This is a genomic window from Gammaproteobacteria bacterium, from assembly GCA_016716465.1.
Taxonomy (GTDB): domain Bacteria; phylum Pseudomonadota; class Gammaproteobacteria; order SZUA-140; family SZUA-140; genus JADJWH01.
The window spans coordinates 205,457-230,976 of the sequence record JADJWH010000004.1; the positions used below are offsets into that span (position 1 = coordinate 205,457).

General features: G+C 61.8%; 31 protein-coding genes. 9 read left to right on the forward strand and 22 right to left on the reverse strand.

The annotated features are described in order from the left end of the window. Nucleotides 1–18: 18 nt before the first annotated feature. Nucleotides 19–1,059 (reverse strand): type IV pilus twitching motility protein PilT, encoded by a 1,041-nt coding sequence (locus IPM20_08675; protein ID MBK9131688.1) that lies wholly within the window; start codon nucleotides 1,057–1,059, stop codon nucleotides 19–21. A 168-nt stretch (nucleotides 1,060–1,227) separates the two neighbouring features. Between IPM20_08675 and IPM20_08680 the strand changes: the two genes are divergently transcribed. The 5 genes from IPM20_08680 to IPM20_08700 all read left to right on the forward strand — a co-directional run bounded on the left by IPM20_08680 (nucleotide 1,228) and on the right by IPM20_08700 (nucleotide 6,046). Then, complete coding sequence (locus tag IPM20_08680) at nucleotides 1,228–1,914, forward strand: YggS family pyridoxal phosphate-dependent enzyme (GenBank protein MBK9131689.1); 687 nt, start codon at nucleotides 1,228–1,230, stop codon at nucleotides 1,912–1,914. Nucleotides 1,915–2,031: 117 nt separating this feature from the next. Beyond that, nucleotides 2,032–2,862 (forward strand): pyrroline-5-carboxylate reductase, encoded by an 831-nt coding sequence (locus tag IPM20_08685; protein ID MBK9131690.1) that lies wholly within the window; start codon nucleotides 2,032–2,034, stop codon nucleotides 2,860–2,862. Further along, on the forward strand, nucleotides 2,855–3,439 hold the full coding sequence (locus IPM20_08690; protein ID MBK9131691.1) for a YggT family protein: 585 nt from the start codon (nucleotides 2,855–2,857) through the stop codon (nucleotides 3,437–3,439). Before IPM20_08685 ends, IPM20_08690 begins: the two co-directional genes overlap by 8 nt. A gap of 67 nt (nucleotides 3,440–3,506) precedes the next feature. Continuing rightward, a complete protein-coding gene (locus IPM20_08695; GenBank protein MBK9131692.1) occupies nucleotides 3,507–3,803 on the forward strand; it encodes a YggU family protein in 297 nt (98 codons plus the stop codon). 221 nt (nucleotides 3,804–4,024) lie between these two features. After that, the gene (locus tag IPM20_08700; protein MBK9131693.1) at nucleotides 4,025–6,046 is read left to right on the forward strand and encodes a dynamin family protein; all 2,022 of its coding nucleotides are present in this window, start codon (nucleotides 4,025–4,027) and stop codon (nucleotides 6,044–6,046) included. Nucleotides 6,047–6,061: 15 nt separating this feature from the next. Here the strand turns inward: IPM20_08700 and IPM20_08705 are convergent, their stop codons facing one another. Next, the gene (locus IPM20_08705) at nucleotides 6,062–6,382 is read right to left on the reverse strand and encodes a hypothetical protein (protein MBK9131694.1); all 321 of its coding nucleotides are present in this window, start codon (nucleotides 6,380–6,382) and stop codon (nucleotides 6,062–6,064) included. Between the two features lie 23 nt (nucleotides 6,383–6,405). On the opposite strand from IPM20_08705, the gene IPM20_08710 reads away from it, so the two are divergent. Together IPM20_08710 and IPM20_08715 are read left to right on the forward strand one after the other, a co-directional pair. Then, nucleotides 6,406–6,942 (forward strand): cbb3-type cytochrome c oxidase subunit I, encoded by a 537-nt coding sequence (locus IPM20_08710; GenBank protein ID MBK9131695.1) that lies wholly within the window; start codon nucleotides 6,406–6,408, stop codon nucleotides 6,940–6,942. Further along, complete coding sequence (locus IPM20_08715; protein MBK9131696.1) at nucleotides 6,932–7,459, forward strand: hypothetical protein; 528 nt, start codon at nucleotides 6,932–6,934, stop codon at nucleotides 7,457–7,459. Before IPM20_08710 ends, IPM20_08715 begins: the two co-directional genes overlap by 11 nt. A gap of 9 nt (nucleotides 7,460–7,468) precedes the next feature. Here the strand turns inward: IPM20_08715 and IPM20_08720 are convergent, their stop codons facing one another. From IPM20_08720 to IPM20_08790, 15 genes are all read right to left on the reverse strand, one after another. Continuing rightward, on the reverse strand, nucleotides 7,469–7,699 hold the full coding sequence (locus IPM20_08720) for a hypothetical protein (GenBank protein MBK9131697.1): 231 nt from the start codon (nucleotides 7,697–7,699) through the stop codon (nucleotides 7,469–7,471). A gap of 432 nt (nucleotides 7,700–8,131) precedes the next feature. Further along, on the reverse strand, nucleotides 8,132–8,587 hold the full coding sequence (locus IPM20_08725; protein MBK9131698.1) for a hypothetical protein: 456 nt from the start codon (nucleotides 8,585–8,587) through the stop codon (nucleotides 8,132–8,134). After that, nucleotides 8,580–9,872, reverse strand: a complete 1,293-nt coding sequence (locus IPM20_08730) for a 4Fe-4S binding protein (protein MBK9131699.1) — start codon at nucleotides 9,870–9,872, stop codon at nucleotides 8,580–8,582. Before IPM20_08730 ends, IPM20_08725 begins: the two co-directional genes overlap by 8 nt. Before the next feature lie 67 nt (nucleotides 9,873–9,939). Then, nucleotides 9,940–12,606, reverse strand: a complete 2,667-nt coding sequence (locus IPM20_08735) for a fused MFS/spermidine synthase (protein ID MBK9131700.1) — start codon at nucleotides 12,604–12,606, stop codon at nucleotides 9,940–9,942. Between the two features lie 75 nt (nucleotides 12,607–12,681). Next, entirely contained in the window at nucleotides 12,682–13,074 is a 393-nt protein-coding gene (locus IPM20_08740; protein MBK9131701.1) for a hypothetical protein, read from the reverse strand. 11 nt (nucleotides 13,075–13,085) lie between these two features. Then, entirely contained in the window at nucleotides 13,086–13,316 is a 231-nt protein-coding gene (locus IPM20_08745) for a hypothetical protein (GenBank protein MBK9131702.1), read from the reverse strand. After that, nucleotides 13,313–14,389: a formylglycine-generating enzyme family protein gene (locus tag IPM20_08750; GenBank protein ID MBK9131703.1), complete on the reverse strand. Its 1,077-nt coding sequence runs from the start codon at nucleotides 14,387–14,389 to the stop codon at nucleotides 13,313–13,315. Before IPM20_08750 ends, IPM20_08745 begins: the two co-directional genes overlap by 4 nt. 6 nt (nucleotides 14,390–14,395) lie before the next feature. Continuing rightward, nucleotides 14,396–14,851 carry a hypothetical protein gene (locus tag IPM20_08755; protein MBK9131704.1) on the reverse strand — a complete coding sequence of 152 codons (456 nt, stop codon included), beginning with the start codon at nucleotides 14,849–14,851 and terminating at the stop codon, nucleotides 14,396–14,398. After that, nucleotides 14,848–15,333, reverse strand: coding sequence for a cytochrome c (locus IPM20_08760; protein ID MBK9131705.1), 486 nt, complete (start codon nucleotides 15,331–15,333; stop codon nucleotides 14,848–14,850). Before IPM20_08760 ends, IPM20_08755 begins: the two co-directional genes overlap by 4 nt. Next, nucleotides 15,320–15,604, reverse strand: coding sequence for a hypothetical protein (locus IPM20_08765; protein ID MBK9131706.1), 285 nt, complete (start codon nucleotides 15,602–15,604; stop codon nucleotides 15,320–15,322). Before IPM20_08765 ends, IPM20_08760 begins: the two co-directional genes overlap by 14 nt. Before the next feature lie 12 nt (nucleotides 15,605–15,616). After that, a complete protein-coding gene (locus IPM20_08770) occupies nucleotides 15,617–15,961 on the reverse strand; it encodes a hypothetical protein (protein ID MBK9131707.1) in 345 nt (114 codons plus the stop codon). A 277-nt stretch (nucleotides 15,962–16,238) separates the two neighbouring features. Continuing rightward, nucleotides 16,239–16,907, reverse strand: coding sequence for a hypothetical protein (locus IPM20_08775; protein MBK9131708.1), 669 nt, complete (start codon nucleotides 16,905–16,907; stop codon nucleotides 16,239–16,241). 29 nt (nucleotides 16,908–16,936) lie between these two features. Beyond that, a complete protein-coding gene (locus IPM20_08780; protein MBK9131709.1) occupies nucleotides 16,937–17,827 on the reverse strand; it encodes a cbb3-type cytochrome c oxidase subunit II in 891 nt (296 codons plus the stop codon). Nucleotides 17,828–17,924: 97 nt separating this feature from the next. Further along, nucleotides 17,925–19,331, reverse strand: a complete 1,407-nt coding sequence (locus tag IPM20_08785; GenBank protein MBK9131710.1) for a cbb3-type cytochrome c oxidase subunit I — start codon at nucleotides 19,329–19,331, stop codon at nucleotides 17,925–17,927. A 242-nt stretch (nucleotides 19,332–19,573) separates the two neighbouring features. After that, nucleotides 19,574–19,849: a hypothetical protein gene (locus IPM20_08790; protein MBK9131711.1), complete on the reverse strand. Its 276-nt coding sequence runs from the start codon at nucleotides 19,847–19,849 to the stop codon at nucleotides 19,574–19,576. A 418-nt stretch (nucleotides 19,850–20,267) separates the two neighbouring features. Here IPM20_08790 and IPM20_08795 point away from each other — a divergent pair, with 418 nt between their 5' ends. Continuing rightward, the gene (locus IPM20_08795) at nucleotides 20,268–20,468 is read left to right on the forward strand and encodes a hypothetical protein (protein ID MBK9131712.1); all 201 of its coding nucleotides are present in this window, start codon (nucleotides 20,268–20,270) and stop codon (nucleotides 20,466–20,468) included. A gap of 32 nt (nucleotides 20,469–20,500) precedes the next feature. Here IPM20_08795 and IPM20_08800 read toward each other — a convergent pair whose 3' ends face one another. From IPM20_08800 to IPM20_08820, 5 genes are all read right to left on the reverse strand, one after another. Further along, nucleotides 20,501–20,956: a hypothetical protein gene (locus tag IPM20_08800; GenBank protein ID MBK9131713.1), complete on the reverse strand. Its 456-nt coding sequence runs from the start codon at nucleotides 20,954–20,956 to the stop codon at nucleotides 20,501–20,503. Between the two features lie 2 nt (nucleotides 20,957–20,958). Further along, a complete protein-coding gene (locus IPM20_08805; GenBank protein ID MBK9131714.1) occupies nucleotides 20,959–21,450 on the reverse strand; it encodes a thioredoxin family protein in 492 nt (163 codons plus the stop codon). Between the two features lie 6 nt (nucleotides 21,451–21,456). Beyond that, nucleotides 21,457–21,975 carry a cbb3-type cytochrome c oxidase subunit I gene (locus IPM20_08810; protein ID MBK9131715.1) on the reverse strand — a complete coding sequence of 173 codons (519 nt, stop codon included), beginning with the start codon at nucleotides 21,973–21,975 and terminating at the stop codon, nucleotides 21,457–21,459. Next, entirely contained in the window at nucleotides 21,972–22,559 is a 588-nt protein-coding gene (locus IPM20_08815; GenBank protein MBK9131716.1) for a c-type cytochrome, read from the reverse strand. Before IPM20_08815 ends, IPM20_08810 begins: the two co-directional genes overlap by 4 nt. A gap of 156 nt (nucleotides 22,560–22,715) precedes the next feature. Next, nucleotides 22,716–23,474 carry a c-type cytochrome gene (locus IPM20_08820; GenBank protein ID MBK9131717.1) on the reverse strand — a complete coding sequence of 253 codons (759 nt, stop codon included), beginning with the start codon at nucleotides 23,472–23,474 and terminating at the stop codon, nucleotides 22,716–22,718. Nucleotides 23,475–24,067: 593 nt separating this feature from the next. Here IPM20_08820 and IPM20_08825 point away from each other — a divergent pair. Further along, nucleotides 24,068–25,495 carry a hypothetical protein gene (locus IPM20_08825; GenBank protein MBK9131718.1) on the forward strand — a complete coding sequence of 476 codons (1,428 nt, stop codon included), beginning with the start codon at nucleotides 24,068–24,070 and terminating at the stop codon, nucleotides 25,493–25,495. The last annotated feature ends 25 nt before the right edge of the window (nucleotides 25,496–25,520 follow it).

Below are 25,520 nucleotides of genomic sequence, written 5' to 3' on the forward strand. Positions count from 1 at the left end.
TCCGGCTCGGGTAGAGGACTATTCGCGGAAGGCGTCGCGATGGGCGGCCTTGGCCATCGCCTCCTGGCGATTGACCACGCCCTTGCGGACCAGCTCCAGCAGGCACTGATCGAGGGTCTGCATCCCGTGCGACTGGCCGGTCTGGATCGCGGAGTACATCTGCGGCACCTTGTTTTCGCGGATCAGGTTGCGGATGGCCGGCGTGCCGATCATGATCTCGTGGGCCGCGACGCGGCCGCCGCCGACCTTCTTGAGCAGGGTCTGCGAGATCACCGCGCGCAGGGATTCCGACAGCATCGAACGCACCATCTCCTTCTCCGCCGCGGGAAAGACGTCGATGATACGGTCGATGGTCTTGGCGGCGGAGCTGGTATGCAGGGTGCCGAACACCATGTGGCCGGTCTCGGCGGCGGTGAGCGCCAGCGAGATCGTCTCCGGGTCGCGCATTTCACCTACGAGAATCACGTCAGGGTCCTCGCGCAGGGCGGAGCGCAGGGCCTCGGCGAAGCCAAGCGAATCGCGCCCGATCTCGCGCTGGTTGACCAGGCACTTCTTGCTCTGGTGCACGAACTCGATGGGATCCTCGATGGTCAGGATGTGGCCGAACTCGTTGTTGTTCTTGTAATCGATCATCGCCGCCAGCGTGGTGGACTTACCCGAGCCGGTCGGCCCGGTCACCAGCACGATGCCGCGCGGATAATCCGAGATATCCTTGAATACCGCCGGCGCGCCCAGTTCTTCCAGGGAAAGGATCGTGGAGGGAATGGTGCGGAACACCCCGCCGACGCCGCGGTTGTGGTTGAAGACGTTGACACGGAAGCGGGCCAGACCGGGGATTTCGAACGAGAAGTCCGTCTCGAGGAACTCCTCGAAATCCTTGCGCTGCTTGTCGCTCATGATGTCATACAGCATCGTCTGTACCGTCTTGTTGTCCAGAGGAGGTACATTGATGCGGCGCACGTCGCCATCGACGCGGATCATGGGCGGCAGTTCGGCGGAAAGGTGCAGGTCCGAGGCATTATTCTTGGCGCTGAACGCCAGCAGCTCGGCGATATCCATTTATGTTCTCTCCCGTTTTTATGGCACACTGGCGGGCGATTGCCCCAGGCCCGACCTTGATATGATCACCCTGACGGTTAACGGCATCCACACCCACATCTTGAGTTTGACTATACGCCGAACGGACCTTCCCTACAGCGCCCCGCCGACCGGGAACGGGACTTGACGATGAAGGATTCCGTCCAGTCACTGCACGCCATACAGGCGCGCATCGCCGCTGCCGAGCGACTGTACCAGCGGCCGCCCGGTTCGGTCAGCCTGCTGGCGGTCTCCAAGGCGCATTCCGCCGCCGACGTCCGCGCCGTGCTCGACGCCGGACAGCGCATGTTCGGAGAAAGCTACCTGCAGGAGGCCCTCGCCAAGATCACGGCCCTCGCCGGGCAAGCCATCGAATGGCACTTCATCGGACCGATCCAGTCGAACAAGACCCGCGGCATCGCCGAGCATTTTTCCTGGGTGCACAGCGTGGACCGGCTCAAGATCGCGCAGCGCCTGAGCACGCAACGACCCGCGCACCTGCCCCCGCTCAACATCTGCATTGAGGTCAACATCAGCGGGGAGGCCAGCAAATCCGGCGTACCGCCGGCGGAGGTCGCCGAACTCGCGCGGGAGTGCTCCCTGTTGCCGCGGCTGCAGTTGCGCGGCCTGATGACCATCCCCCCGGTGTCCCGCGACTTCGAGACGCAGCGCGATTATTTCCGCCGCCTGAGGGAATTGCGCGACGCCCTGAATCAGACCGGTTCCGCGCTCGACACCCTGTCGATGGGGATGACGGACGACCTCGAGGCCGCCATCGCCGAGGGCTCCACTCTGGTGAGGATCGGCAGCGGGATCTTCGGCGAACGTGGAATATAACGAAGCCCGGCCGGCCTCCGCCCGCCTCATCCAACGCCTGGCTGGCGCATTTGACACGGGATTCGGTTAGACTTACCCATCGAAAACAACCGCCGGATAAATGCTCATCCATTGCTCATGAAACAGCAGACCATTGCCTTCATCGGTGCAGGCAACATGGCGCGGAGCCTGATCGGCGGGCTGATCAGTGACGGCTATAACGCCGCGCGTATCATCGCCACCGATCCCGACCAGGGAAAACTGCGGAGCCTGGAGACTGACCTTGGGATCAGGACGGACAGCCGCAACACCGCGGCGGCGGAAGCGGCCGATATCATCGTCATCGCGGTGAAACCGCAGGTGGTCGAGCAGATCGCCCCCGAAATCGGCGCGGCTCTCGGCCCGCATACGCTGGTCATTTCGATCGCCGCAGGCATCCGCGTGGAATCCCTGGCGCGCTGGCTGGGCCGGGAAGCGGCCCTGGTGCGGGCGATGCCCAACACGCCGGCCCTGGTGCAGAGCGCGGCGACGGCGCTATATGCCAATCCCCGGGTCAGCGCAGAACAGCGTGATATCGCGGAATCGATCCTGCGCGCCGTCGGCCTGACGCTGTGGATCGACGACGAGGACCTGATGGACGCCGTGACGGCCTTGTCCGGGAGCGGTCCGGCCTATTTCTTTCTGGTCATGGAGATCCTGGAACAGATCGGCTGCAAACTCGGCCTGCCGGCCGGCGAGGCCCGCCTGTTGACGCTGCAAACCGCCTTCGGCGCCGCCAAGATGGCGCTGGAAAGCGGGGTGGACAGTTCCGCGCTGCGTGCCCAGGTGACCTCTCCCGGCGGCACCACGGAACGCGCCATCAGCGCGCTCCGGCAAGGCGGGATCGAGGATCTGTTCGAGCGCGCCCTCAAGGCGGCCCGCGACCGCTCGATCGAGCTCTCACGAATGCTCGGAGAACACCATGGATAATCCCTACCTGTCGACCGCATCGGCCTTCCTGATCGATACCGTGTTCGGACTCTATATACTTCTGGTCCTGCTGCGCTTCCTGTTGCAACTCGCCCGCGCCGATTTCTACAACCCGATCTGCCAGTTCCTGGTCAAGGCGACGAACCCGCCGCTCAAACCCCTGCGGAGGATCATCCCGGGACTATGGAAAATCGATCTGGCCTCGGTCGTGCTCCTGATCGCCCTGCAGATGTGCGCCCTGTGGCTGCTCGACCTGGCGATCGGCCGTTCCCCGTCGATCGCGGGACTGTTCGTGTTGTCCACGGCCGCGCTGCTCGCGCTGACGCTCAACACCTTTCTGGTCGCGATCCTGATCCAGGTCATCCTGAGCTGGTTCGGCCCCGGTTCGTACAACAACCCTGTATTCTCCATCCTGTACAGCCTGAATGAACCCCTGCTGGGTCCGGCGCGCAGGCTGCTGCCCTCTATGTCGGGCATCGATTTTTCGCCCCTGCTCGTCCTGGTCGCCGTGCAGCTGCTGAAGATCCTGGTCGTAAGCCCGCTCAGCGACCTGGGCCGGGCCCTGGCCTACGGATGAGTCCGCCGGTTCGCCGCCCCTTCCTGCTTCCGGAACCGGAGGGCGTGGAAGGAATCACCTATTCAGCATGACCTCACCCGCCCCCTATTCCTGGGACGGCGACCGGCTCACGCTGAACGTGCGGGTGCAGCCGCGGGCAAGCAAAGACGAGATCGTGGGGATTCAGGGAAATCACCTCAAGATCCGGATCACCGCGCCCCCGGTGGACGGAAGGGCGAACGCATACCTGATCCAGTACCTCGCCCGGGTATTCGCTGTCCCGAAGACACGCATCGCGCTGCTCAGCGGCGAGAGCGGGCGCGAAAAACGCCTCCTGGTCGCCGCTCCCGCCCGTCTGCCGCCGCAGATTCCCCGGCCAGCGTGACGTGCTTCACGGAACCGGATCCGGGCAGCCGTGACTCGCCCCGCAAAAATTCCATGTGGAACTATATGTTGTGAGTTATCTGCCGATACGGGGTATTCATGGCAGACGGCACCGCCGGGTCTTGATGACACGGCCGAAGGAAAATATTCAAAAAAACCCCGCCTATTCCGATAACTAGTGGACACCACACAAGCTCTGGCAGCATTTGGACTAAGGAACCCATGTCGATCAACGCGATGGAGATAAACCAGGGACAGGAGCAGGACGGCTTCAGAAACCAGATGCAGGCCTTCGCCAACTGGAAGGCGGATCTGACGAAGCTGATCCGGGATTTCCAGGACTGGCTGGGGCAGCATCAACTCAACAGCCCGGAAATCGACCTGCGCATCTATGACGCCCTGCGCGCGCTCGAATCCGACCAGCTCAATATCGCCTTCGTCGCCGAGTTCTCGCGCGGCAAGACCGAGCTGATCAACGCGATCTTCTTTGCCGATTTCGGCCGGCGTCTGCTGCCGTCCGAGGCCGGTCGCACGACCATGTGCCCGACCGAACTGTTCTATGACCGGAACAGCGGCGATTCCTATCTCAAGCTGCTGCCCATCGAGACACGCCTCAGTGACATCAGCCTGTCCGACCTCAAGAACGAGGACAGCTACTGGACCACCTTCCCGCTCAATGTCGACTCGCCGGACCAGATGGCGCAAACCTTTCACGAGGTCGTGAAAACGAAACGCGTCCCGGTGGATGACGCCGAAAAACTCGGCCTCTATATCGATGAACTGACCAACGGGGAGCAGGAGGGCAACCGCCGCGTCAAGCCCCAGACGGTGGAGATCCCGGTCTGGCGTCACGCCCTGATCAGCTTCCCGCACCCGCTGCTGCAGCAGGGACTGGTGATCCTGGACACCCCCGGCCTGAACGCCCTGGGCAGTGAACCCGAACTGACCATCAACATGCTCCCGAGCGCGCAGGCGGTGCTGTTCGTCCTGTCCGCGGACACCGGCGTCACCAAGAGCGACCTCGATGTGTGGCAGAACTTCATCATGGCGTACCGGAACAAGGGTCAAAAGGGCCTGGTCGCCGTGCTCAACAAGATCGACACCCTGTGGGATGAAATGAAGCGGCCGGAACAGGTCGAGGCGACGATCCGCGAACAATGCCGGAGCAGCGCCGAACTGCTCGGCATCGATACCGGAAACGTCTTCCCGATCTCCGCGCACAAGGCGCTGGTGGCCAAGATTCGCGGCAATTCGGAGCTGCTCGAAAAGAGCAATCTCCCCGCGCTCGAATCATTGCTCGGCAACGAGATCCTTCCGGACCGGCAACGGGTCATCTGGGACAACATCGTCGCCAGGCTCGGCCGCTCTATGGACGATATCTATGCCCCGCTGACCGCCCAGCTCGACGATCTGAGCGGACGCATCAACGAGTTGCAGGCGATGCGCGGCAACAACGAGGACATCGTGCAGCAGCTGCTGGAAAAGGCCAAGGAAAAGAAGGATGCCTATTACGAAAGCGTGAAGACGTTTCAATTGAGCCGCAAGAAACTCGCGCTGCAGGCCAAGATCATGTTCAACACGCTGGACATCGATTCGATCGACAAGATCATCGACAAGAGCCGCAAGGACATGGCCGGCAGCTGGACCACGGCGGGCATGAAAAACGGCATGGCAGTGTTCTTCGACAGCATGCGCGACGCGATGCAGATCGTGAGCCGCCAATCCGAGGAGACCTTCAAGCTGGTGCAGGCGATCTACAAGAAGTTCCACGACGAATACGGGCTGCGGGTGAGTTCGCCGCGCCTGTTTCCGACCAAGAAATACATCGACGAACTCGATCTGCTCTACCTGAAGGCGGAGGAATTCCGTAACAGCCCGGTCACCACCATGTCAGAACAAAGCTTCGTGGTGAAGAAATTCTTCATCTCGCTGGTCAGCCACGCGCGCAACATCTTCATCCAGGCCGGCAAGGAGGCGGACACCTGGCTGAAGGAACTGGTCAATCCGCTGGTCAACCAGATCCAGGAAAAGCGCAACAGCATCGAACAGCACATGAAGACCCTGAGCAAGATCCGGGAATCGAAGAACAACCTCGAATCCCAGTTGAAGGAAATGACGACCGCCAAGGCCATCCTGGTCGAGCAGACCAGCGCCCTGAAGAAAATGACGGAGAACCTCAAATTCAGCTCGCCGCCCGAACCCGGGAAGCGCCAAGCCGGCGAATCGCCCGATCCCCTGGACTGATCCGCCACGTCTTTACTATTGTTTCTGCTGACAATTTCTCCGCCCCCGGCGACAGGAGGGCCGCTCCCCCGGCTTGCATCCACCGCCGCTATCCGCTAGACTCGGTGCCAGTTTGATCATTGAAAAAATTATGATAATCGATCCAGAGGGGAGGAGTTGAACATGTGGCCCAGTATCATTGTCCCGATCGTCATCTTTTTCACTTTGAGCGTGTTCGTTGCCGGCGCCATCAGCGAAAGCGCCATCAAGGGGATCCAAAAGAAGTAATTCGGCTTCAAGCCAGCGTTGCTTCAGATGAAGCCCGGCTTTAAGTCGGGCTTTTTTCTGTTGATTCATCTCACTCCAGACGTATTCGCACGATGAAGCCCGCTTTCACGACAACGTCCGACCTGAAAGGGTTGCTCAAGTACCTGGTCGCCTCGGCCACCTTTTTCTTCATCGGCACCGTCCATGGGGTGCTCCAGGTCATCCCCTCCGTGCGCGCATGGCTGGATTCCATCGGCAGTCCCTACGGCGGCCCCGGACACATGATCGATCCGCTCGCCCACGCCCACATCAATGTCGTCGGCGGCGTGGTGCTGCTGTGCATGGCGGTGACCTATTACATGTTTGTGACGATCTCGGGCCGGCCGATCTATTCATACCGACTCGTGAATCATTCTTTCTGGTGGACCACGATCGGAATCTCCTGCTTTTATTCCTCCCTGCTCTTCTTCGGCATACTGGAAGGTCATTACCTGCTCGCACACGATTCCGAGGCCATGGAACGGGTCCACAGCGTTTACGGCCCCACCATCGCCATCGTGGCGAGCGTGATGGGCATGGGGTTCTGGATCTTCTTCGCCAACATCTTCATGACCGCCAAGCGTTACTTCTCCCAGCGGCATGACACCTGACTGCAGTTGTCCGCACTCCTACCCCGACTGGCGGCACGGACAGGACATCGACCTCGGCGGGTATCGCACGCATACCCTGCCGATCCCCACGCTGATGCACATGCCGCTGAGCTATGAGCTCTACGTGCAACGGCAGCGACAGGCCCTGGAACAATTGCAGTTGAGGGAAACCTGGCCCGGGCTCGTGCTGACACGCACCGGCTTCCTGCGCGGCAGCATCATACGGCTGCTGGAGGATGCGCCTTCACTGTCCCGCCACGTCGGGTATTTCCCCCGTCCCTTCCAGGTGCGGGCGCATCTCCATCAGGGGAATGTCAGCACCATTCGCCAGGCGGTCCGCGACATACAGGCCTCATTGCTCGATGCGGGTTGCATGCCGAAGGAGCTGTATCTGTGCTACCTGACCTGTCCGCGCTGCGCCGACGAACGGGGAGGAGAGCGCATCCTGCTCCTGCGCCACTGGGTCAAAAGCGAACTGCTCGGGAAACGGCGCGCCGCGAGGGCGGCGCGCGCATGATCGACGTCCCTAATCGACCTTGAAGGGAAACTCCAGCACGGTCTCGTCCCTACCGCGCCGCAGCTGCACGTACAAGGTCTGCTCACCCGCCCCCAGCGGCAAGGCCTTGCGGTAGACACCGCTTTCACCGTCCTGGATGGCCTGACGCCAGTCGTCGCTCGCACCGGTGCGCAGGGTGACCATCATGTTCCACGCCGGCTTTCCGCTGGCCTCGGTACCAATCACAAGAAATTCATTCATGCCGACCCGGGGAGGAATGGGACGGCTTTCTATCCTGACGACGACCCCGCCCCATGACTGTGGCGGTGGCCCGGCCACCTCCGGCCCGCGACCACAAGCTGCCATCATCACGAACATCAACACAAGCCACCCGCGTAACACCATCATTCGCTTCCCCGATCTCCCTGCAGATAGGTGATGATCAAATCGATTTTCTCCGCGGGAATGGGCGCCCTCCCGGCCCGGACGCGATGCTCCTGCATGCGCGTTACAACGGCCTGCCACTGTCCCGGTCCCCGCGCTTGAGGACGCGGAGGCGCATGGCATCCGCTGCAATACAGGGAGACAAGGGCAAGGGGATCCCGCACGTCCTGCGCCACAGTGTCGCCTCCCGGCAGGGATGGGGATTCGCGCGCGCACGCTCCCGAGAGCATCACCGCGGCGGCAGCCAGACTAATGACCGCGATCCTTGTCATGCGGCGGCTCGTCATGATCCTGCGCGGTCCCACGATCCTGGCTCCTGTCGCTGTCCAGGCGACCACCGGCATGACTGCCGTACAGGCGCACCATGAAATACACGAAGGTAGCCGCCACCGCGATGTACACCAAGGCAATGACGAATCCCCAGTTGAACCAGCTGCGCTCATAACCGGGCCGGTCGCCCCAGAAGGGGAAGCTCAGACCGACAGCGACCAGCAATACCACCAGGATGACGGCGATGAACCACGCCGGAACGTTTTTCTGGGACTCGGGGATCTTGTCGACCAGCTCCCAGTCCTCCAGGCCGCGTTTGGCCAGCCGTTCTTCCTCGGACGCGTAGCCGAAGTGATCCTGCGGCTGCCGGCCCCATTCAGTGTCCACGCTGCCGAGCTCGGTCTTGTCGCCGGAGGACGGAGGCTTGTCAGCCATGCCGGTCTCCCGGGCCCGCGACAAAATGCTGGACGCGGAAACTCTCCCGTGGGCCGCCCTCCGCGTATACATGAACCAGCACGGGATGCAGGCCCGGCGACAGCCCGGCCTCGACATGCAGGTTCACGTCCTTGCGTCCCGCGCCGACGAACATGACCTGCGTGGTATCCAGCGTATAGTCCTCGGGAGCGAGCCCCTCGACCTGGATGCTCAGCGTCACAGGGCGGTAGAGCTTGTTGGCCAGGCTGATGCGGTAATCGTTGATCTGTTCGCCCTGCAGGGTCTCCGCCCGATAGACCGAGAAATGGTACGGCTGGTAAGACCAGATCCCCCAGCTAAAGAGCGATAGACCGAAAATCGTCAGCAGCAGGGACCATGGCACCCGCAGCAGAATGGAGCCCACATTGGTACGTTCGCCGTCCGGCGCCGGGACTGCGCCCACCTCCCCGACGACGAAGCGCAGCAGGCTGTTGCCGGACTTGCGTGAGCTGCGGATGCTGCTGCAGGCGGTGATGCATTCGCCGCAATTGATGCAGGCATCATAAACCTCGGTGCGGCGCGGATCGATCCCGATGAAACAGGAAGTCTCGCAAAAATTGCAGCGCGCGCACTCTTCGGGATGGGATTTATCGTGCACCACGTGCAGCGTCTCGCGCGTCTTGAAGGTATGCTGCCAAACGCGGTAGACGCACATGAAACGGCACCAGAAATGGCGTATGAACGCGATGTCGAGGAAGAGGATCAGCACGAAGATGGTGTAAATCCAGTACAGTGAACCCGCCAGGCGCGGGTCGCTGCGGAAAGTCACGAATTTCCAGATCATCTCGGGGGAATAGAAATACAGCAGCGGGACCAGCGCGACCAGCGCCGCGACCGCCAGGAACAGTGTCCCCAGGATCACCCAATTGACCCATTTGTCCTTGCCGCTCGAAATCTGCATCCGCGTTCCGTCCAGGCTCACCTCCGCGCGCTTTCCCAGCAACCTGCGCGTCATGGCATTCGCCCACTCCGCCAGCGTGTTCTGCGGGCACGACCAGCCGCAGAACGCGGTACCGACCAGCGAGTAGGTCATCACCAGGAGGCTCGACAACGCCAGCCACAGACCGACCACCAGGAAGAAATCGGCGAACCATACCTGGCGGTCGAGCACTACGAAGGCGCCCTCCACGGGGTCGATGCGGAACAGTCCGGAGACCGGGACCAGGATCGCGATGAGCAGGGTGGCGAACTGCACCGCGCGGCGCGTGACATGCAGGCGGCGCCCGGCCCGGGCATCCGCCGACACGATCGGAATTCCGGCCAATGTCCTTTGATAATTCATGCCATTAGACTAGCACGCCGGGGGGTGATTTTCACTCGGTGGGCCGCGGCGCAGGCCACGCAGACCCCTGCTCCGCAAGCTCCGCGGCAAGATCGTGATCAAGCGGACTCACGGCGCGCAGACGGTCCCGATAGACCCCGGCCAGGGACTGATCGCCGGCCTGCGCCTCGATCCGCCAGAGCGCGCGCAGCGCCTCCGCATGGTCGGGGCGAATACCCAGGATCGCCTGCAGCGCCCGCCGCCGATCCTCCATCGACGCGGATGAACGCGACAGCGCGGCGTACATCTCGTCCGCCAGGGAGTAGGAAATCCAGCGGTCGCGCGGATTCGCCTGATAGGCGTAGCGGATCAGCCGGATCGCTTCGGCATCCTGGCCGCGCAGGGTGGCCAGCCAGCCGCGCAAGCCCAGATCGGCGGCGATATAGGGTCGCTCCAGAGCGGAAAAATCCCCCGCCGTCACGCCCAGCTCCGCAGCGGCCTGCTCTACCGAGGGACGCCGTTGCAGCAGCCATTGCAGGACATCGACCAGGACCGGTTCGGTGCGATAGCGCTCGAGGGGAAGGCGATATTCAATCACCGGACGCCATTCATCCTGCAAAGCCCCTTCGGACGGGGGTATCCTCCCCCAATAACGTCCGAGCCAGGTCCAGGCCCCTTCCCCGCCGGTCGCATCGTTGGCGTCGAGCGACCCGTCGTCCTCGGCGGACGCCGGGATGGCGAGAACGGTATCTCCCTCGAAGCCAACCAGGGCGAGGCGAAATCCGTCCATGAACAGTACGCCGCCGGGGAACACGTGGCGAAAGGTCCGCAATACGATGCGCAGGGATTCCAGGTCGAACTGGTTCAACGCCAGCCACTGCACGAAGACCCCGCCCGGATTCAGGCGCGCGCGTGCGCGCTCGAACTGCTGCACCGACAACAGCGCGCTGCGCCCGGCCAGATCCGGATGGAAAACGTCTCCGATCACAACGTCATAGCCCCGGGCGGAAACGCGCAGGAACCGTCGCGCATCGTCGCGCACGACGGTCATCCGCTCGCTCACCCCGCCGTTGACCGGCGCAAACCAGTCGCGTGCCGCGGTGATGGCGCCCAGGGACAATTCCACGGCCGTGCGCTCAAGCGCCGGATACGGCAGTGAACCGGCGGCGGAAATTCCCGTACCCAGCCCCAGGAACAACACCGACCCAGGAGCCGGATGCAGCAGGAGCGGGAGACGCGCCTGATTCTTCTGCAGCTCGACCGCGGCCGGTTCGGTCGAGGCGTCCATGCGCTGCAGATCCGTCAGCAATATACGCTGTCCGTCCGCCTGCCCCACCACATGCGTAATGGTCACCGCGTCCTCGTAGCGATAGAGATCCTGGCTGCCCGCGTAGACGCCGGGCAGCATTCGATGGAGCGGAGGAAACTCTCCCGCCGGTACCGCGAGCGCCAGCAGGGGAAGCAGCGCCAGCCAGGCCCGACGGTGCATGGACCAGGTCATTCCTGATACAAACAGCAGGATCCCGGCCAGGGCCACCGTCATGGTGCTCCCGACCGCCGGGATCAGGACGAACCCGGCGAGCAACGCCCCCAGCGCCGCGCCCACCGAATTCACCCCGTACAGTACCGCACCGTACAACGGACCGGCGCCGAAGCGCGCATTCAACAGCGGCAGCCAGGCGCCCAGTGCCAGTGTCACGGGAAACGTGAGCGCGGCCAGCAGCGCCGCTTCGCCCAGCAAGGCGCTTCCCAGAGTTGCGAAGGTTTGCGTCTCCAGCCAGGCGGAGACGCCGGGTAACAGGCCGAGTCCCGCAAGGGTAAAGGACGCCGCGGCCAGGGGCAGGACCGTGAACCAGTGGCGACCGGCCATGTAGCGGGCGAGCAGGCTGCCGAGGCCGATGCCGCACAGATACACCGCCAGAATGATGGCCAGGACATACTCGGTACGCATCAACACCATACCGAACAGGCGCGTCCAGCCCACCTCCAGTATGATCGCGGCGGCGCCGAGGCCGCCGTAGAGGAGCAAGGTCATGCGCGGAATACTCCGCCCGGGCGCAATGACGTTTGCGCCACCCCCTGCGCCTTCCGCCACCAGCACCCGGTTCAGCCCCAGGGCGCCCAGGGCGACGAAGAGGCCGATCGCTGCCACGATGTATACCGAGTCTCCCCAACCGTAAGCAGGTAACAGCCACAGGGGCAACACGGCGCCCACGGCCGCGCCACAGGCGTTCGCGCCATAGAGTCGCCCCAGTGCTCGGGGCTCACCCGCCACGGCACGCAAGACCAGCGGGAAGCCAAGCCCCATGGCTGTGGCCGGCACCAGTATCAGGAAAAACAATGCACCGCCCTGCAGGAGATACCAGCCGCCCAGACCGACACTCGAGGCGATCGCGTCCAGTCGCCCGCCCGTAAAGGCCAGCAACGAGGGCAGGGCCAGCGCATACAGGGCGATCCCCCCCTCCAGCAGGGCGAATATTTGCAGCGGCCGCAGGCGGTATCGCTGCCAACGCGCGCCGAGCAGACTGCCCAGCCCGAGCCCGCCCATGAACGCCATTACCGTGACGACGACGCCGAAGATGCTGACGCCGAACTGCAGGGACAGCATGCGTGCCCACAACACCTCGAGTGAAAGACTGGTCACGCCCGAGCCGGCATACAGTAACGCCAGCGGAAGGATCCGCACCCGACCGTGCCGTTCTGCGGCGTTGGTACTCATGTCATGTGGCTGCGGCGGGCGCGCGACGGCATTCGAGCTGGCTGCCGGTCCATGGGTATGGGGATCTGCCGCCGGTCAGGGCGACGATGATGGAAAGAACCAGACCACCGCGACAACCGAATGGACGATGGCAAGGGTGAGGCTGAAACCCGCAAAGATCATGTGAGGAATGAAGACGCGCTTCCCGTACAGTGCCATCGCCACGCCGAGGGCGACGGTCACGATCAGGAATATCAGCAGCGCGGCCCCCATGATAAACAGGATCAGGTGCTTCTGCCGGTCCGGAACATCGAGGACACCGGCCTCCTCCCTGGACTGTTCGGTGAAGGCGTGCATCACCTGCGTTTCCGGGAGAGGCTCCGCTGCCGGAAGCGCGGGATCATCCGCTCGAATGGAACCGGCCAGCAGCAGCAGGAGCGGAAAGAGCAGTCCGCACAGGACGCGGGATGTTCCCAGGCAGGTTCTCATGCGTGCGGAATCTATTCCTTTTCCTCATCATCCCGCTTGGCGGATTTGTGCCAGGCGAAATACCAGTACAGTATCGCCATCAGGATGAAGGGGGAAACGACGATCGGCAGCAGGAAGAGAAAGATGTACCACGGGGTTTCCGGCGTCACGTGAAGATAACGATAGCTGTCCACCGCCCATGCCGGATCCGGCGTCGGTACAGCGGCCGCGACGGCGAGGATCGCTACGACTTGTTTCTTCATTCAGCCTCCACTCCGGGCGCGACGCCTTGCACGCAACGGAAACCGAAGAAATCCGATGCGTAGTGCGGCCAGGAAAAATTGCGGTGATAGGTGCTGGTGGAAAACGGATCGCTCTTCCAGGAGCCGCCGCGCAACACCTTGTAGAACCCTTGCACCGGAACCAGATCCACCACCTTCATGGCGCGGTCGGCCGGGGAATTCGCCACCCCGATCTTGCCCTGAAACAACTCCGTCGGAGCGGTCGATCCGGCGTAGGGCTGGAAGTCGTCCGCGATCCATTCGCTGACGTTGCCGGCCATATCCATGGCGCCATAGTAGCTGGCGCCGGCGGGATAGCGCGTCACCTCGGTGGTCGATCCCACCTGATAATAGGTATTGAGTCGGCCCGCGTCCATCGCATCGCCCCACGGCCAGCGCCGGGCCTCCGGTCCGCGCGCGGCCTTTTCCCATTCCGCCTCACTGGGCAGGCGCTTGCCGGCCCAGCGCGCATATGCCGCCGCGTCATACCAGGACACCATCGTCACCGGGTGCAGTTCCAGCCCCGGGGGTATCCGGCCGTTCTCCCAATGCAGCGGCGGACGATGCCCGGTCGCCGCGACGAAACGCGCGTACTGGGCATTGGTCACCGGATATTTGTCGATGCGGTAGGCGGCGACCTCCACGCGATGCTCGGGTCTGTCCTGGGCATCGCTGCGTTCGCGGTCGGTCCCCATGCGGAATTCCCCTGCGGGAACCTCCACCATCACGCCAAGCTCCCGCCACTGGTCCGGGGTCAGCAAGGCCTCGGCCTCGTCGATCGTGTAGCTGGCGTGAGTGTCGACACTGTGTTCGTTCTTCCGATTCAGCGCGAGATCCTCCCCGGCGGCGCGTATGCGCTGATCGACTTCCGCCACATCGTAGGTGGCCTTGCCCCTCATATAGGACAGGCGATCGGCGCCCAGCATGAGCACATGAACGATGCCGCCCAGCATGGCCAGCGCCACGCAGGTCACGAGTGTGGCGGCGAGATAGCGCCGGCGCCGCGCGCGCTCCTCTTCTCCGATCTCCTGTCGTGGCTGGTAGTAGGTGGCCATGGCATGTTATTCGCGTGAGGTCTGCTGGTTCTTGTCACGGTAGACCAGGTGCCGGGGCAGGCGGCCGTAGGTGCGCTTGACGACGATCTCGCCGATCACTCCGCCGAAGGCTGCCGCCTCAACCGCCAGGATGACGATAAGAATCCACAAGGGAAAGGTCAGCATATGCGCCCCCTGTGGCAGGGAATCAGCGTAATACAGCGTGAAATAATTAATGGTACGGACGATAAGCGGGGGGAAATAACACAGCCACTTTCCGCCCAGTCCGAATATGACCGCGACCACGATGCCGGCGATCAGGGGCACGATGAACATATCCAGCATCCAGACGATGCCGAAGGTGTTGAGTCCCCACCACAGTTCCAGATCCACGCCGAGGAGGCGGTCGCCCGCATAGTTGACCACGCACCCAGCAATCAGCGCGATACAGCCCGTGATATAACGCCTGGTTCGTACATTCATTGGCAGTTCTCGCCCGTCAGCGCGCGACATTCCGCCGCCCGGGTTTCCGGCAGATACCAGTCTTTGACCTTCAGGCTGGCGAGATATTCCGCCAGGATCCTGCGCTCATCCTCGGGCAGGCTGGCGTAGGAAGGCATCTGAAATTCCTTTTTCAGGCGTGAAGGAAGGATCTCCTGGGGGTTTGGCGCCGACAGATACGCGAACAGCCATGCCTGATCACGCAGGGATCCTATCCCGTCGAGCGCCGGCGCCGGCACCGCGCGCAGCATATCGCGTAGCGTCCACAGGGTATGACAGCTGCGGCACTCATGTTGCCGGATGAGCTCCCCCGCCTCCTGGCTCAGCTCGGCGGTGGCGTCGCTGTAGAAGGGAATGCTACTGTCGTTTGCGGTGCCTTCACGCTGCCGGTGGAAATTCCATGCCATCAACCCGACCACAACCACCAGGGTGAGGATGAGTATGGTCTTCTCACCCCTTCTCATGCCTGGACGCGTGCTGTTCGGCCTTTTCCTTCAGGATTTCCTTGCGGCGCTCCATCTGCCGCTTCATGACCTCCTGGCTCTTCGCATATTCTTCCGGAGACATCTTGTCCTTGTCGTTCTCGTCGAAAACCAGGTACTTGATGTCCTCGTCGAACTGTTCGTTCCGATGCGCCCAGCGGATCCCGAAAATCGCTGCGATGATGATCAGGCCGCCGGCCACCATCCAGACGTAAATCGTCCAGCCATCCGGCAGGGATTGAAAGAAATTCATACGCGGTTCCTCCTAGAACAGGCGCCCTTGCAGCAATTGTAATCCACCGAAGATCACCGCACCAATCGTCCCGACAATTATCCATATAAACATGATCTTCTCCCCGGTCTTCAGTCCGGATTCGTTCCTGGCCATCCAGACGAACCGCAGGATGATGGCGGCGAATACCAGCACCCCGATCAGCATGAAGATGAATATGCCGACACTGAACTCCTGCCCGCGCATCCCCTCAATGGTGAAATAGCTGCTGTCATCCGCGCCGCCGGACTGGACCCCGGCCACCATCCACGCCTGGGTCTCTCCGACGCGCTGTGTGGCGGAGACGACGAGATTATTGATAAGCGCGGATGTATCCATCAGTTGCCCTGCCCTGAAAGCCTGTGGTGCGGTTTGCGGCGCCCAATAAAGGCAATGCCGCTCGTGCGAGCGGCATTGCAGAGGTATAGCTATGCTCTGTCTCGCCGGCAGCAGCCGACGGCCAGTCGAGGCTTAATCGCGGATCTGCGGCTTGCCTTTCTCGTACTTGTCGACGAAGAAGCTGTAAATGAACGGCGCCACGAACACGATGATGATAGGTATCAGCAGAGCCAGTGGTGGATTATCGATATCGATCATGGTCCTATACCCCTTCGAATTAATGGTGCTTGGTGTGATCAGGCTGCCACTTGTGATTGGGCAAGCGCTTGACCGCGATTATGACCGCTACGCAGAAATAGATCACATAGAAGATATCGATCGTATATCCACGGTCCCACCAGGGCTGCTTGCGCTCACGCTCGACGCCTTCGACGCAATTACCGGCCGCATTGGTCGCTCCCTTGCAATTGCCTTCGAAGTTGGCAAGGATGACCTTGTCACCGAGGATCGAATACTCCGCCAGATCGACACCGGCGTTCTGCAGCTCGATGACCTGATCCTTGATGAGACGCAGATCATTCATGCTCAGCGGGTGGCGATCCTGGAGCGCCTCCCACTTGCTGCCCGAGGCCTTGACCTTGGTGACGATGTACTGCATCGCGGCCTCGTCACCCTTGGTATCCACCAATTCCTTGACCTCAGGGGTGTCCATCAGCGCAACGTACTCCGCATAGATCGCTGCCGTCGGACGCTGTCCCCACAGAGGGAAGGTCATCAGGAAGGCGCTGATAATCGTCAGGCCGAGTAACCATACCACCGGACGCGGAAGGCGATTGTTGTCCTCCTTGATACCGCCGAGGCTTTCACCTTCCCAAACCTTCTTCGCCAGCTCATTCTGCTCCTCATCGGCCAGACTGTAGAGCGGACTGTCCCATTTCCAAGCCATGTTATGCTCCCCCCACTCTCAGAATATTTTTACTTCAGGTTCAACACGAAGTCGATCAGGTAACGCGCTTCGCTGTTTGCCGCAGGCATGGGAACATCCGGCGGGTAGACACGTTTCCCGGCGGTATACTCGTTGTACTCCGCCCGCCACTTGTCGTAGTCAATCGCGTTGCCTTCCGCATCAACCTCGCCCCACAGGTAATCGAACCTGGGCATGATCGAGTGCGGCTGCACCAGACGCGGATTGAAAAAGTGCATCATCATCCACTCGCGCGAGGAGTTGCGCGAACCGACGTGCAACAGATCCGGGGCCTTGCGGTCGGAACCGAGCGCGGTCGGGGACTCACTGTTGAAGTCGCCCAGACGCGGCGGGGCACCGAAGACCTGCCAGTCCTGGGTCTCTTCGGGCAGCAGGGTATGGCACCACCAGCAGCCTTCCTTCACGAACATGATCTTGCCAGCGCCGATGTAGCGGACGTCCGCATCGGTCACCGAGCCCATGACCACATCCGGGGTCCAGTTGCGGGTCGCGGTGGCGTTTTCGATGTAATGGATCTTCTTTCCATTCCAGCGCCCCTCGGAAACCACGAACACCGCGCCGGCATCCTGACTGGCCTCGCCGATGCGCCCGGTCTCAAGGCTCAGGTCTTCCACTCCTTTGCCCATGATACGTGGATGACGGACGGCGCTGGTGAACGGTATGCCCGACTTGTAGACATAGGCATAGATGGGCTCGATCTGCTCACCGGTCTGCGGATCCTGCTTCAGGATCACCGTCAGGGGCTTGCCCTCGCCCTTGAGGAACGGATCCTCGACCGAAAACCCGCCGATGCGGCCGTACTGCAAACCCTTGCGCAGGCCCATCTCGGTGGATCCCACTTCGACGATGTTCAGGCTGGGCATGTACAGCGTGATCATCATCGACAGACCGAGAGCCACGCCGAAGAGACGTGCACCTATTTTATATTCACGGAATGCCACGGTGACTCCTCCCTCTAGATTTTCTTATTGTCCGGGCTTAGCGCTCGTACGCCAGCTCGTGCGGCAGACGACCGGCCGGAATCATGGTTCCTGCGCGGGCGGTCATCCACATGTTGTAGAGCCAGACCAGATTGCCGGTGAACACCATGGTGCCGCCCACCCAGCGCGCGATCATGTACGGGTGCTCGGCGATCACCGTATCGATGTACGGCACCTCGTAGATCTTCGCGGCGCCCTGGATCAGGCCGGCGATCGTCATCGAGACCCAGTAGATCGTGAAGCCGATCAGCAGGAACCAGAAGTGGAAGTTCGCCAGCGTCAGCGAGTAGAGCTTGCGACGCATGATGGTCTGCAGGCCATAGTACACGGCGGCCGCTTCAAGGAAGGTCGAGAAGCCGAGCAGCGCGAGGTGGGCATGCGCCACGATCCAGCCGGTCCCATGGATGTACCAGTTGATGGCGCGGGTCTGCTGGAAGCCGCCCTGCATGTTGAGCGGGATGGCCATCAGCACGCCGGTGATGGTGAACTTGATCTCGACGTTGTCGACGAAATAGCGCCATTTGCCGGTCATGGTCAGCAGCAGGTTCGACACGAAGGCGATCGCGGGCACCAGGATCAGCACGCCTTCCACCGAGGCGAAGGACTTCAGCCATTCGGGCAGCGGCGAGGACATCAGGTGATGCGCGGCCGGGGTCGAGTAGAACACCACCACGGACCAGAAGTGCAGGTGACCGATACGATGTGAATACAGCGGATTACCGGTGACCTTGGGCACCGTGTAGTACGCGATGGCCGCGGCGACCGGCGTGATCCACAGACCGAGCACGTTGTGCGCGAACCACCAGGTCAGGTACGCCTCGGTGAGGCCGGTGAGCTGGAAGTACTCGGGCAGGTTACCGACCAGCAGCACGATCCACACCATGAACACGGCGGAACCGAAGAACCAGTTCGTGGTGTAAATGCCCTGGGTGCGCCGCTTCATGATGGTCATCCAGACGTTGATGCCCAACGGCAGGATCACGCCGAACAGGATGACCAGATCAATGAACCACGGGAAGTCGGAGTACTCACGGCCCGAGGTCATACCCATCCACAGCAGCGTCAGGGCGAGGGAAAGGCCCCCGTTCCACAGGAAGCAGTTCCATACGCCGAGCTTCTCGGACCACAGGCGCGTATTGCCCAGCGCCGGGGTGATGTACATCATCGCCATGGCGAATGCCATCGAGATCCACCCGAAGATGACCGCCATCACGTGGACCTGGCGCATGTGGCCGAACGAGAAATACTCGTAGCCGGTCACGAAATCCGGGAACGCCAGTTTGGCCGCGTTGAAGGATCCGAGGCCGGTACCGATGACGAACCAGATGATGGAAGAAAACCCGAAATAGACAGCGGCTGTGCCTGGCGGGATCTCCTCGTTCTTCGCAAAGAGATACTTAAACATCGGAATAACCTCCCCCCTGAATCTGCAGTAGGTACTTGATAAATTTATCTTTCAAAAACAAAACGCGGCTGACGCCTAATCGTGACTACCCGGCATCAGCAGATACCAACCGAACCACATGCTGGAGAAGGCCAGCAGGATGCAGCAGATCGTCGCAAACGTTGACATTGTCGTTCCCCTCTCTCCCTATACCACGTTTCTAAAATCTGACCGGTACTTGATCGAACGCTGCGGTCGGGAAATCAGGCGGCAGAGCGCTCGAGTTCCCCATGGCGCTTCAGCGCCACCATCATGATGGCCATGAATGCGAAACCGAAAATGATCATGCACCAGGTCATGAAGCCGTTGAAGGTGCTGGGAGTATAGGAGAGTGAGCCCCAGCCGCCCCAGTCGTCGAAGCGGCCACGACCGAGCGCGCACATTAGGGCGGCGCCGAATACGCTACCGTTGCCCATGCCCGTGAGCACGCCGGCGACCAGGCTGTTCCAAAAGGTTTTACCGTAGGATAGCTTGTTCATCTACACCCTCCGCTTTGACCCCTCCGGGCCGCCCTGGGTGGCGAGCCGCGGTATTGTTGGGATTATTGTTTTTTTAAACCTGCGATTCCGCCGCCTGATGCCGGCAGCGGCTCGGAATTCAGCTCGCGGTTATGGCTTGTTATTATGATCCCGCGACAACCACACTTGTAATGTGGTTGCCATATTTGCATAGCGACCATGCCCCGTCAAGTCTTTCCTTCCCGGTCGGGGCCTCTTTCCGGGCCCTCTCTCCCGCGCTGCTCGGCGCTATAAAGAAAGGCTCGCGCGCATGTTCGAAGCACCGGAAGGATAGCAGTCTCTCACGCCGCCCGCAAGCACCATTAACACGCGGAAAATCTGCTACCATTACGCGGCTTTTATCCACTCTACGACAGGGTTTTGCGCGCGAAAATCCGCCATGAAGGAAATCATCCTGTATCTGATCGCCGCGGTCTCTTCGCTGACAATCCTGGGCTATTCCGTGCACATGTTCGTGACCGGACTGGTCAGTCCGGAAACGGAGCGCTGGTTGATCATCGGGGCCTGCGCCGTGGGCGTGGTGGCGATCGGATTCATGGCCTGGGACGTGATGCGCCGCCGGAGCGGGCATCGCGGCTGAGCGCCGGGCAATCGCGGGCCGGAGACGGAATCCTATTTGAAGATGCCCAGGGCGTCGCGCAGCTTCTGATATGCGGCCGTATCGGCGAACTGGCCCCGATGCATCACGAACTGGCGCTGTTTTCCCGCCAGGTCCATGCCGCTCAGGCCGAAGGATTTCCCGGCGTAATCGGGAAAAAAGCGCAGATTCTTCACCAGGTCGACCCGCTCACCGTTCTTCAATTCCAGCGTCAGCTGGTCCCGACTGAAGCTCAATGCGCAGGGGGATTTCGGCAGCAGCATGAGCCTGCCGGACAGGATGCGATTCGCCCCGGCGAACAGGAAGAAACTCGACATGAAAAACAGCACATACGCCCAGGTCTGATTCGGGCTGTACCAGAGCTTGAATCCGATCGCGAAAAGGGCGAGCACCGTGGGTACATACAACAGCAGATCCCAGATCATGCCCCGGCGGTCCTGCACCAGGATAAATCGTTCGCCGTTTTTCATGCCTAACCCGCGGGTTGCATCAGGACGCGGGCAATCGCGGAATCGAGCTCACCATAAAGCATGCGCCCCGCCTGCTTGAACTGGACGACACGCTGCCGGTCGATGACGAAGGTCCAGGGGTCGCCGATCACCCGGAACGCCTTGAACGCCTCCGGATTCTTGTACTGATCCATGTGCAGGAAGATGACGTCGGACTCATATTTGGCGAGCAGCCCCTTGAGCATCTGCAGCTGTTTGTCGCAGACCGTGCAGTGGCCCGGGGTGGCGAATTCCAGCACGACCGGCTTGCCCTGGCGGAACGCCTCGTCCAGCGAATACCGGTACATGCGCTCGTCGGGATAGCGATAGGTCGTAATCTGGCTGAGATCGTTGCCCACATCGGCCAGCGTCTTGGTCTGCAGTATCGGCGCCACCTGGCCGACCTTCACCGACGGGCTGACGTCACAGCCCGCGAGCAGCATTCCGAGCAAGATCAGGGGCAACAGGACACGCATGGCCACCTACCCCTTGCGCCATCCCACGCAGGTACGAAAGATGTTGTATCCCCAGATCATGTTCGCCAGCAGGACCAGCGTTCCGAACAGGCCCATGGTCGCCAGATACGGATGGATCAGCACCTCGACCTGGTCGGGGGGCAGCTCCATGCTGGCGATGCCGCCGGTCACGCCCGCGAGCGTGAACAGTACCACCATTCCGACCAGACCGATGTTATGCATCCAGAAATGCACCTTGACCAGCTTCATGCTGTAAATCGGACGCCGCACCAGACGCGGTATCAGGTAATAGATGGCGCCGAATATCGCCATTTCAACCCACCCGAGCAGATTGACATGGGTGTGGGCGCGCACGATCAGGTCGCCGTGCAGGCGGTGGTCCACGAAATGACGGAACTCGGAAATGCCCCCCATCAGCGCGCCCCAGGAAAAGCCGATGATGCTGTAGATGATGCAGGCAAAGATGAAAAGCAGGGTGTAGCGCGTGTAGTCGGTGTCGCTGGCCCAGGGTTCGGCACTGCTCATTGCGGGGACTCCTCCTGCCCGGGCGTCGGCTGCTCGCGGACATCCTGATATTTTTGCTTCCACTCTTCGGGCGCGAAAATGCCCACCATATTGTCGATGAAATCGGAACGCCCCTCGGGGGGCATCGGCGCCGAGGCCGCGCCCTGATCCGCCCTGAGTTCGGACAGGAAGGTCGCGATCGCCATCAGCGTTTCCTGATCGATCGAGGAGACATAGGCCGCCTCCTTGGGCGGATAGCCATGATCGATCGTGGGCGCGCCGTAGGTGGCCTCGGGATCGCGCAGGAAATCATAGATCCACTCCTTGCTGCGCTTCGAACCCAAGCCGTCCAGGGACAATCCCATATTGGTGCCGTTGCGCATGGCCCGGTGGCAGGCCGTGCAGCGCGACACGCGGAACAGCTCCGAGCCCTTGTGGCCGAGTTCGGACAGGTCATAGTGGGTGCGCACCTCGAAAATCGGCTTCTGCGCCCGCGTGCGGTAAGTCTCGAGCATCACATATCCGACGACCGCGAACACGATGAACACGATCGCGATCCCGAACAGGATCTTCTCGCCTTGCTTGAGTGACTGCCCGCCCGCCATAGCCTGGGTATTATCAGATATTCCCGGATTTGATTGCAATTGAGGTCCGGCGCGACTCCGCGGGCGAACGACGGAAAAAGAAAGGGCGGGATACCCCGCCCTTTCCCTCGATCATTATCCCCGCCGCGGAGAACTTCCGCAGCCGTGATTGCTGCGTTATTTCGTATCAAAGGTCATGAACTGGTGTTGCTCCGGCACGCGGGTGTTACCCATGGACAGCGGCGAGGCATTGGTCAGGTAGGTCGCCACGTTGAGGATGTCCTCATCGGTGAGGTGCGACGCAACCTTCCGCATCTGGCCCAGCGGATCGTTCGCGCGGCTGCCGTCGCGCCACTTCTTGAGCTGATTGACCAGGTAGACGAATTTCTGCTGACCGATCTTCGGATAGACCGGATCGACACCGCGGCCATTGTAGTCATGACAGGAACGGCAGCCGGAAATGCCGCGTTCGATGTCGCCATAATTGACGAGCGCCAGACCCAGATGCGTCTGCCCCGTCTCGATGCCGCTGGCCTGCAACTCCTTGATGTTGGAGCCGCCGCCGACCGAGTCTGGCTTGCTCAGCGTATGCGCATACGCCGCGACATCACGCCGGTCCTCCGGGGTCAGGCCCTTGGCGTTGGCGTTCATGATGAACATGGTGGTATCCGTACGCTTGTCGGTCGCGAAATCTTCCAGTTGCTTGACCAGAAACTGGGAGATCTGCCCGGCCAGGCGCGGCGTTCCCATCATGTCATTGCCCATGCCATCCTCGCCATGGCAGCTGGTGCAGGCGGGCACGGAACCCTTGCCTTCCTTGAAGATCTTCTCGCCGTTTTTCAGATTCGCCGCAACCTCCGCGGCAAAGACTTGGGGTATCGCCAAGACCAGAGCAACACCGCTGAATACCGCAGCCAGGACCGTTACGCGTCGCATTTGATGCCCCCTCTAAACTTTTTATTATCTTGTTGCCAACTCGCCGAATGGCACATGTTACGTACGTGAATGTTCGCCGTCAACCGTTTCCCCACCCTCGCGAAACCGGGTCGCTTGCACGACCGCGCGCATCGGAAGACCGGGAAATCCCCGCCGCCGCTGCGCGGTTCTTGTCATGAGAGCGGCTACCGCCGTTGACGCGGACTTAAATCAGGCGTTTTTCTTGAATAAAACAACGGCCAACCCCAGGGCCAGCACAAACCAAATGGCATACAAGATCAGGATGTCGCCGGTCGTCATCTTACCCCCTCCACATGATGGTATTTTCGGTGCGGCCGTCGTTCGACCGCTATAGATTTTGTAATGGCAGTTGTATAGCACGCGGGGTAGTGCATTGCAAGTCCCGGCCCCCGCGCCAGTGCGTGGAAAAATCCGAGTGTGGCGCTCGAAAATGGCGGAGAAACCCGCGCGCTGGCGACAGGGGGAATTATCAAATGTCGCGCGCGGCCCGGGATGACCTTGGCGCCGGGACTGGGGTAGAATCGTGCACCTTTTCATTGTGCCGCACACTGCCCGAGGACAACGTGCAAGGGATGGCTGCCCGTCTGAAAAAACTGTACGCGTACTGGGGGGTCCCGCTGTTCGCGCTCTGGCTGGCGGCCATCCTGGTCTCCGGCCTGCTCCGCGACGACCCCTATGGCATCGGCGAACCGGCCGCGCATGCCCTGCTGCTGGCATGGTCGGTCAGCGAGCGCGTGATCAGCACGGCGCTCGTGATGGGGATGCCGGATCTGCGCGCCCTGTTCTTCACCCTGGTCGGCCTCTACTGGCCGGGCAGTATCCTCGCCGCCAAGGTATTCACCCTGCTGATGACCGCGGCGGCGGCGACGCTGCTCTACCGCTGGAGCGTGCGAGAGGCCGGCCAGGAAAGCGCGCTGATCGGGACCGGACTGCTGCTGATCGCGCCCGCCACCCTCAGCCAGGCGGACAGCCTCGGCACCGGCCCCTATCTGTTGCTGGGCTTCGCGCTCGGGCACTGGCTGGATCAGGCCTACCGCCGCTCACGGCAGGCGCTCGGGGGCTGGTTCTTCCTGCAGTTGCTGCTGATCGCGGGGGTCGTGAGCCTGCACCCCGCCGGACTCGCCTATCCACTGGCATTGCTGTGGGAATGGCGGAAGAATCCGCTCGACGCCCGCCATCAACGCCACGTGTACCTGGGTATCGGCATCAGCGTCACCTTCATCCTGCTGCTGAGGATGGGGTGGCGGGCGCTGGACTGGCTGCACAATCCGGTCTACGCCTTCGGGCAGGCCATGCTCGGCCAGGACACCACGGGAGAGACGCTGCCCTGGATCATCGGCATCGCGGGCGCCGGCTTCCTGCTCTATCTGTTATGGAGCGGGCGCCGTGAACTGTCAGCGGAACTCATGCCGCGCCTGTTGCTCGGCGGCGCCGTGCTGGGGCTGCCCGCCGCGGACGGCGCCTGGGCGATGATGACCCTGGCCGCCCTGCTCTATCTCGGCATCCCGCGCCTGATCGCCTTCAATCAGTCGTTCGGCGGTCACAGCTTCGCACGCCAGCGCGGGCTGGTCATGGTGGTGCTGTTCCTGGTCGCGACCCTGTTCATGCAGGCCAACAAGGCGCATCAATATGCCGCGGCACAAAACCTCCTGTCTCCAACCGACCAGTTGATTCTGACGCTGGCGGTCGCGCTCGAGGACATACCCGCGGAACAGCCCGTCGTCGCGATGAGCCAGTGGCCCGGCAAGACCACGCTCGCGATCAAGCGCCCCGCCCTGCCGTTGCCGCCGCCATACCCCGACGGCGACACGCTGATGAAGAACATCCGGGGCGTCACCCACCTGATCTTCGACCCCCGCGACCCGGCCAACAAATCCCTGGCCGAGAATCTCGCCGCCGTCAGCGGGGCAACGGAAACGCTCGCCCTGCAGGAAGGCGGCGCGATCCTCAGGATAAAGGATACTGCCGCCGCGACGACACCGCCGGCCCCGGCACAATAAATCGGGGAGCGTGGCCCGACTCGTG

Bases quoted from the DNA above. Each gene is read 5' to 3' on its own strand.
- IPM20_08760 (MBK9131705.1), bottom strand. From the start codon at position 15,333: ATGAGAAGGGGTGAGAAGACCATACTCATCCTCACCCTGGTGGTTGTG.
- IPM20_08755 (MBK9131704.1), bottom strand. From the start codon at position 14,851: ATGAATGTACGAACCAGGCGTTATATCACGGGCTGTATCGCGCTGATT.
- IPM20_08700 (MBK9131693.1), top strand. From the start codon at position 4,025: ATGTCGATCAACGCGATGGAGATAAACCAGGGACAGGAGCAGGACGGC.
- IPM20_08765 (MBK9131706.1), bottom strand. From the start codon at position 15,604: ATGAATTTCTTTCAATCCCTGCCGGATGGCTGGACGATTTACGTCTGG.
- IPM20_08775 (MBK9131708.1), bottom strand. From the start codon at position 16,907: ATGGCTTGGAAATGGGACAGTCCGCTCTACAGTCTGGCCGATGAGGAG.
- IPM20_08745 (MBK9131702.1), bottom strand. From the start codon at position 13,316: ATGAAGAAACAAGTCGTAGCGATCCTCGCCGTCGCGGCCGCTGTACCG.
- IPM20_08735 (MBK9131700.1), bottom strand. From the start codon at position 12,606: ATGAGTACCAACGCCGCAGAACGGCACGGTCGGGTGCGGATCCTTCCG.
- IPM20_08800 (MBK9131713.1), bottom strand. From the start codon at position 20,956: ATGAAAAACGGCGAACGATTTATCCTGGTGCAGGACCGCCGGGGCATG.
- IPM20_08815 (MBK9131716.1), bottom strand. From the start codon at position 22,559: ATGGCGGGCGGGCAGTCACTCAAGCAAGGCGAGAAGATCCTGTTCGGG.
- IPM20_08715 (MBK9131696.1), top strand. From the start codon at position 6,932: ATGACACCTGACTGCAGTTGTCCGCACTCCTACCCCGACTGGCGGCAC.
- IPM20_08795 (MBK9131712.1), top strand. From the start codon at position 20,268: ATGAAGGAAATCATCCTGTATCTGATCGCCGCGGTCTCTTCGCTGACA.
- IPM20_08685 (MBK9131690.1), top strand. From the start codon at position 2,032: ATGAAACAGCAGACCATTGCCTTCATCGGTGCAGGCAACATGGCGCGG.
- IPM20_08725 (MBK9131698.1), bottom strand. From the start codon at position 8,587: ATGGCTGACAAGCCTCCGTCCTCCGGCGACAAGACCGAGCTCGGCAGC.
- IPM20_08690 (MBK9131691.1), top strand. From the start codon at position 2,855: ATGGATAATCCCTACCTGTCGACCGCATCGGCCTTCCTGATCGATACC.
- IPM20_08785 (MBK9131710.1), bottom strand. From the start codon at position 19,331: ATGTTTAAGTATCTCTTTGCGAAGAACGAGGAGATCCCGCCAGGCACA.
- IPM20_08675 (MBK9131688.1), bottom strand. From the start codon at position 1,059: ATGGATATCGCCGAGCTGCTGGCGTTCAGCGCCAAGAATAATGCCTCG.
- IPM20_08705 (MBK9131694.1), bottom strand. From the start codon at position 6,382: ATGAATCAACAGAAAAAAGCCCGACTTAAAGCCGGGCTTCATCTGAAG.
- IPM20_08750 (MBK9131703.1), bottom strand. From the start codon at position 14,389: ATGGCCACCTACTACCAGCCACGACAGGAGATCGGAGAAGAGGAGCGC.
- IPM20_08695 (MBK9131692.1), top strand. From the start codon at position 3,507: ATGACCTCACCCGCCCCCTATTCCTGGGACGGCGACCGGCTCACGCTG.
- IPM20_08680 (MBK9131689.1), top strand. From the start codon at position 1,228: ATGAAGGATTCCGTCCAGTCACTGCACGCCATACAGGCGCGCATCGCC.
- IPM20_08810 (MBK9131715.1), bottom strand. From the start codon at position 21,975: ATGAGCAGTGCCGAACCCTGGGCCAGCGACACCGACTACACGCGCTAC.
- IPM20_08770 (MBK9131707.1), bottom strand. From the start codon at position 15,961: ATGGATACATCCGCGCTTATCAATAATCTCGTCGTCTCCGCCACACAG.
- IPM20_08790 (MBK9131711.1), bottom strand. From the start codon at position 19,849: ATGAACAAGCTATCCTACGGTAAAACCTTTTGGAACAGCCTGGTCGCC.
- IPM20_08780 (MBK9131709.1), bottom strand. From the start codon at position 17,827: ATGATGATCACGCTGTACATGCCCAGCCTGAACATCGTCGAAGTGGGA.
- IPM20_08805 (MBK9131714.1), bottom strand. From the start codon at position 21,450: ATGCGTGTCCTGTTGCCCCTGATCTTGCTCGGAATGCTGCTCGCGGGC.
- IPM20_08720 (MBK9131697.1), bottom strand. From the start codon at position 7,699: ATGAATGAATTTCTTGTGATTGGTACCGAGGCCAGCGGAAAGCCGGCG.
- IPM20_08740 (MBK9131701.1), bottom strand. From the start codon at position 13,074: ATGAGAACCTGCCTGGGAACATCCCGCGTCCTGTGCGGACTGCTCTTT.
- IPM20_08825 (MBK9131718.1), top strand. From the start codon at position 24,068: ATGGCTGCCCGTCTGAAAAAACTGTACGCGTACTGGGGGGTCCCGCTG.
- IPM20_08820 (MBK9131717.1), bottom strand. From the start codon at position 23,474: ATGCGACGCGTAACGGTCCTGGCTGCGGTATTCAGCGGTGTTGCTCTG.
- IPM20_08710 (MBK9131695.1), top strand. From the start codon at position 6,406: ATGAAGCCCGCTTTCACGACAACGTCCGACCTGAAAGGGTTGCTCAAG.